This is a genomic window from Streptococcus acidominimus (assembly GCF_001921825.1).
In the GTDB taxonomy this organism is placed as follows: domain Bacteria; phylum Bacillota; class Bacilli; order Lactobacillales; family Streptococcaceae; genus Streptococcus; species Streptococcus acidominimus.
In genome coordinates, this window is sequence record NZ_MSJL01000082.1 from 1 (window position 1) to 4,292 (window position 4,292).

A 4,292-nucleotide genomic window follows, 5' to 3' on the forward strand; every position below is an offset into this window, starting at 1 on the left:
TCATGGGCTTAGTGCGCCCAAAAATAGGAAAATAAGCAAAAAGTAAGCTTCGAAAGCGAAGCTTACTGGAATTAATGCTTACAAATAGGGCTTACTTAACAACTACTTGAAGTTTTTAGAGGTGCCCTTAACAATTAAACTAATTTTTTATTTACGAAATTTATCAATTCTTTACGGGTATATCGCTCTCGACTTCCAATCATGAACCGTTTGAATTGGTCATCAGCTCTGAAAATTTTGTCAAATGACTTGGGGTCAATACCTAGAAAGTCAGACGCCTGTTGTCTTGTTAATAGATAGTTATTCATTCTCATCTGTAGTTCTCACCTCGTTTAATGCTTTTAATAGTTGAAAACTAATATCTGTATCATGGTAGTTATCAACTGTATCAAGGGTATAAAAAGGGTTATCTATAGTTCGTTCACAGTCTTTAACAAATACCTTTAGAAGGGGCTCAAAAGCATAAAAAATAATTTCTTTTTCCTCAACCTCTGCTACAACTCTTATACGTCGTAACAACTGACTAGCTCTATCAATCGTGTTGTTAATTCGTCCGTGTTTAGACATTTCATTAAAAAAATCAGAAGGTGAATAAGGTGTTGTGACAATATATACATTCGCAACCAGAGGCTTATCAAAATATCTACTACTTGCCATTGTCTGATTGTTATAAGGGTCAAATATCTTTAATAGGTCAGCATATTCAAAAAGATTGGGACGTAATTCGTCTAAAATAACGACATGCTCCATATTGTAACGCTGGAAAGGGTCACGGCTTGAACCTGTGATAAAATAGTGTTGGTCATATTGATTTGCATAGTGCCTTGCTAGGCGAGTTTTGCCAGTTCCAGTCTGTCCAAACAGCCAAATAACTGTCACAGGTTCTTGTTTTTCTCTCATCTCTTGTCTCCAAGCCTCAGCCCTTATCTCAAGAGACTTGATGTATACAGCTTCTATCTTAGGTTTAGCTTTTGCATACTGTGAACCTGTTAACTGCTGTTCAATTTCTTCTTTTGTGATTTGACCTGCATAGAGTAAATCTAAATAATTATTGATAACAGTAGTATCGTTAATTTTTTGATGCCTATTGACATGATTTTCTATTTTTTCTAGCAATTCAATATAGTCAAAATTAGCTATTACCTCTTTAGGCTCATATAAATGTTTATTTAAGACAGATGTTGTATGATGTACTAAGTAGGAATAAGCATTGTTAACACTGCCATTCCATTTTTCAAAACAATTCTGTGGTTGGTCAATCAGTTTTGCTAGATTCGCCATACTTCGTGCATTCTCAAATTGCAAGACGATATGAACATGAGGCTCTACTAATTCATTGCTCTCATTCCTATCTTTATCATGGATAATCCCCGCAAATTTTTTGGGTGTTAATTTTTCACTAATATCCGTTAAAATATCTTGTAAATTTGAATGTTTCAGATATTTCAATTGTTGGACAAACATGACATTTTTACATTTGGTATTCAAATGGTCTTACCGTCCTTTCTCTTATGTATGTTCTTATCATATCAAAGAAAAGAAGTATGAATTTTATCTATTTTTAAAAAGATTTTTGGAAAAACGATAAAGTAAGATTTTTATAGTCTATTTAAAATATTGTTAAAAGAAGCAAAGACAGGTAAGTATAAAATTGGAACGGATGGAACTAAATTTATTGGTAACAATAACAAGCCCTGTTACCAATCAGTGAGGTGAGAAATAGCAGATGGAACTAAAACTGTTGAAAACTTGGGGCTTTTGCTTCAAAGCAAGCCCCAAGTTTTCAACGATATTCTATAGTATACCACCTAGACAGATATGATATTTACCATCTTTTTTGAATGGAGAAAATTTATAATCTGGATATTCATTCGCAACATAGTCTCTGATTTTTTGTAACATTTTAGTGAGCAAATCAGTTACTTGTACGGTAGCTGGTGCTTTGATGAGGATAAGACATTCAGAATAGTCCAAATCCACATAGCAATGCTTAAGAAGTTTATTGTACTGTTTGTATATTTTAGATGATTGGTTATTCTCCCGTGAATCTTCTTTTGATTCTTCGAGTCTCATGAATTTTCTAAGCTTATAGGTAGCTAGAAATGATTTAAACCAATTGAACAGACCATCGTATAATATTCTATTCACAATATTGATTGTAATAAGAATCATAAATGTAAGAAGTAGAATAGCTAGCACTAGTCCGGCAGTTATTTTAAGCCAGAAAATAATCAACTCTACAAATTCTAAATAAGGAATATTGAGACTCTGGATTGTTTTTAACAGAACTGATAGCCCAAAATCAAAAACGATTATTAAAATACCAAAGGCAAATACGTTCACAAGTTTATTTATTGTTTTTGTAAATAATGTCATAAAACATTCCCTCCGTTAAATGAATAAGTGGGTGTGAGTAGTGGCAATATCTGATGGGGCGAATCGCTATCAATTATCTGGACAAGTCCTGTCCCTTGTCCAGTAGGAATGACTAGTCCTGTAACATCAAAATCTGGAAATAAAAACTGTGTAGTTCTTGAATTGACGATGCCCACCTGTATTAGGACAGTAGCCTGATCTCTTACAGAAGTTGGGATGGTTTGATGGTCGAATCGCTGGCTAACTAGAATTAAACCGACTTTAGTTGCTCGACCTAATAGAGCAATCTGGCTAATAAGAGAGAAAAATATCTCTTTCAACTGCTTAGGAATACCTTCAGTTAGAGCCATCACCTCATCGATAATGATCGTATATCGTTTAAAAGACTGTTGAGGATTGTCATATAGTTGCTGTTGTCGTTTGTGAATGAGGTCGACTGCTAGACTCAAACTATTGTTGATTTGTGTAATAAAATCCGATTTAGAGCGATTAGAATGTGGTGCAATCAACCCAACATTGTTTTCGCGACACCACCGACTAGGTGCATCAAACTTTGGGTCTACAACAACTAAATCAGACCGAAGTTTCAGCATTTCTAAAAGATAGGTCAAACAATATGATTTACCAGAGCCGCTATTTCCGCTAATGATAACTGTTGTCATCTTGTAGATATTTATATCTGCAATCCCATCTGCCATGAGAGGAATTCGACTACTCCCTGCAAGTTGACGCGAATACAACCTCAGGTCGTTAATAATAAGACGCTTTGGAACTCCATCTATCCACGGAAATTCAAATGCTCGGCTTCTATGAATATCATCAACACCCGTTTGTACAATGCGTGCAGCATTCTGTTTTAATACAGTTTTATACGGATAACTCGCAACAGATGTAATCGTATAAATTTTTTGGTAAAGTTCCTCAGTAAGTACAAAGCCAGCTGGAATGAATGGAATAAATAACATCCCATTATCTGATATCTTTATATCAAAACTATGGTTATATGAATTTTCTGCGTCTAACGCTAACCCCATATTTAGAGATTGTGTTAGATGATGTTTTAAAATTTCATGATTTATGAGCATTTTTTCCTCTCAATCCCTGTAGGAGCAGAGAAGATTTCTTCTCTGCCAATACAGGACTATGTTAATTTTAACTAATTTGCATCATGTTGTTAGCACGAAAATAAACGGTGTAGTTAACCACAACAGCTTCTAAATCCTCTAATGTGACTGTACTTAAAAATTCTGGTAATTTGATTTTATTCTCAAATTTTACTTTGAAGGGGTCATTTCCTTCCTGAACGAACCAAGCTGAGTACGCTATAATATTTCCAGTAGATTTACCATCTACATATTCATATCGAGGCTCTAGCTCAGTGCTAAGTGAACAGAGTGGAGCCTCTAGGGAAAGATACTCTGCGGCAGTGGCAGCATTATAACCACCTTTTTTTGAACGTGCTTTCATATAAGCACCCCCCTTTTATAAATTTTTTGTTAAATCCGTAGCTACTCGTTTAACTAAGGATATTATAACTCATTTGTGAGATTGATATTTTATCTATTTTGAAGAAAATACAGTGAAAACATACTAAGCTTTCTAGGGCAAGAATTTGTGCACTCTCATAGCGAATATCCTCCTTTCATTTTATTAAAGGATTAGCTAATCTTTATATTTAGATTATATATTAGTTTTTGACTTCATATTTTATCTATTTTTAAGAAAGTATTAGACTTGTTCGGTAACCAAATGTGATATACTATTTGTATGGAAACAATGTATGAAAAAGCTCAAAAACTCAGTTCAGAGAACTTCAAACTTCTCATAGGTGTTCAAAAAGAGACCTTTCAAGAAATGCTTACCTGTCTCAATGTAGCTTACCAACGTCAACATCGTCAAGGAGGTCGTCCACGCAA

The 4,292-nt window shown here is 34.4% G+C and carries 5 protein-coding genes and 1 pseudogene; 1 reads left to right on the plus strand and 5 read right to left on the minus strand.

The window, feature by feature from the left end; genetic code table 11:
* Positions 1-134: 134 nt before the first annotated feature.
* The 5 genes from BU200_RS11575 to BU200_RS10150 form a co-directional block, all read right to left on the minus strand.
* Entirely contained in the window at positions 135-308 is a 174-nt protein-coding gene (locus tag BU200_RS11575; RefSeq protein WP_228065107.1) for a DNA-binding protein, read from the minus strand.
* Positions 301-1,464 carry a Rep family protein gene (locus tag BU200_RS10135; protein ID WP_075100014.1) on the minus strand — a complete coding sequence of 388 codons (1,164 nt, stop codon included), beginning with the start codon at positions 1,462-1,464 and terminating at the stop codon, positions 301-303. Before BU200_RS10135 ends, BU200_RS11575 begins: the two co-directional genes overlap by 8 nt.
* A gap of 330 nt (positions 1,465-1,794) precedes the next feature.
* Entirely contained in the window at positions 1,795-2,376 is a 582-nt protein-coding gene (locus BU200_RS10140) for a hypothetical protein (RefSeq protein WP_075100011.1), read from the minus strand.
* Complete coding sequence (locus BU200_RS10145; protein ID WP_075100012.1) at positions 2,373-3,461, minus strand: AAA family ATPase; 1,089 nt, start codon at positions 3,459-3,461, stop codon at positions 2,373-2,375. Before BU200_RS10145 ends, BU200_RS10140 begins: the two co-directional genes overlap by 4 nt.
* Before the next feature lie 67 nt (positions 3,462-3,528).
* The gene (locus tag BU200_RS10150) at positions 3,529-3,843 is read right to left on the minus strand and encodes a hypothetical protein (RefSeq protein ID WP_075100013.1); all 315 of its coding nucleotides are present in this window, start codon (positions 3,841-3,843) and stop codon (positions 3,529-3,531) included.
* A 300-nt stretch (positions 3,844-4,143) separates the two neighbouring features.
* On the opposite strand from BU200_RS10150, the pseudogene BU200_RS11340 reads away from it, so the two are divergent.
* Positions 4,144-4,292 (plus strand): annotated as a pseudogene (locus BU200_RS11340) (IS5/IS1182 family transposase); the annotation flags it as partial.

Excerpts from the sequence above, each read along its gene's own strand:
- BU200_RS10135 (WP_075100014.1), bottom strand. The coding sequence starts at position 1,464 with ATGTTTGTCCAACAATTGAAATATCTGAAACATTCAAATTTACAAGAT.
- BU200_RS10145 (WP_075100012.1), bottom strand. The coding sequence starts at position 3,461 with ATGCTCATAAATCATGAAATTTTAAAACATCATCTAACACAATCTCTA.
- BU200_RS11575 (WP_228065107.1), bottom strand. The coding sequence starts at position 308 with ATGAATAACTATCTATTAACAAGACAACAGGCGTCTGACTTTCTAGGT.
- BU200_RS10150 (WP_075100013.1), bottom strand. The coding sequence starts at position 3,843 with ATGAAAGCACGTTCAAAAAAAGGTGGTTATAATGCTGCCACTGCCGCA.
- BU200_RS10140 (WP_075100011.1), bottom strand. The coding sequence starts at position 2,376 with ATGACATTATTTACAAAAACAATAAATAAACTTGTGAACGTATTTGCC.